The sequence below is a fragment of the Microbacterium sp. zg.Y909 genome, from assembly GCF_024626565.1.
The window spans coordinates 1-1133 of sequence record NZ_JANJFJ010000675.1 but is presented as its reverse complement, the minus strand read 5'-3'; the positions used below and the strand labels follow the sequence as shown (position 1 = coordinate 1133).

The 1133-nt window shown below is 67.9% G+C and carries 1 protein-coding gene; it reads right to left on the bottom strand.

From position 1 onward, the window contains the following. A partial coding sequence (locus tag NQ160_RS24045) for a DEAD/DEAH box helicase (RefSeq protein ID WP_257517490.1) occupies positions 1-1133 on the bottom strand: 1133 nt, incomplete at both ends.

The window sequence follows — 1133 nt, the reverse complement described above, 5'->3', positions numbered from 1 at the left end:
GCCGTCAGCGAGCACACCGCGATGCCGACGCCCGGATCGTTGTTGAACGCGTCGATGGCGTCCTGGCGAGCAGGGGTCGTCTGGTCGCCACGGATCGACACGGTGCGCAGGCCCGCCGCGGCGAAGTGCGCCTCGGCGGCATCCATGACGTCGATGTGCTTGGCGAAGAAGACGACCTTGCCCACCGACCGCTGCAGCTGCACCGCGTAGTCCGCAGCGAGCAGGGCCTTGGCCTGGCCGATGCGGCGGACCATGGTGAAGACGTTCTCCGAACCGGAGCCGGCGGACTTGGCCTCTTCCAGCTCGTTGTGCGCGACGAGCCGCACGATGTCCTCGTCGTAGTCGCCCAGGAACACCCGGTCACCGCGCGCTTCGAGGATGCGGCGGTACTTCGCCGCGAGGCGGTCGCCGAGCTCGCGCTCCGCGGCCCGGATCGAGCGGCCGAAGTCGTCGTCGAGCTCGACGGGGAGGTCGGCGATGAGCTTGTCGGGAAGATCCGCGGCGACGTCCTTCTTCTTGCGCCGCACGATCCCCATCGAGATGACGGCCTCGCGCGCCTCGGGGTAGAACGCCTTGTCCGCCGGCGTCAGACCCGTGGCATCGAGCTTCTCCATGAGCTCGGGACCGGGCTTCTCGCCGTTGGTCCAGCCGAGGAAGCGCCAGATCGCGTCGAAGTCCTCGACGTCGTTGATCAGCGGGGTGCCGGTGAGGGCGAGCATGAGCGGGTCGCTGACCTGCTCGCGGATCAGACCGGCCAGCGCCAGCACATTCTGGGAACGCTGCGACGTGAGGTTCTTGATGAAGTGCGCCTCGTCGACGACCATGCCCTTCAGACCGATCGAGCCGAGCCACGACAGATGCCGGTCGAGGATCTCGTAGTTGACGATGAAGACGTCCGCGAACGCGTCGATGTTCTCGCCGTCGCCCTGGATGACCGTTGCCCGACGCTGCGGCGTCCAGCGGTGCACCTCGCGGGCCCAGTTCATCTTGACCACGTTGGGCACGACCACCAGTAGAGGGTAGGCGTCGGCGACGGATGCCGCGAGCACCGACTCGGCCGTCTTGCCGAGTCCCGGCTCGTCGGCGAGCAGGAAGCTGCGGTGACCGTGACGCACTGCCTCGAGGAACCGCGA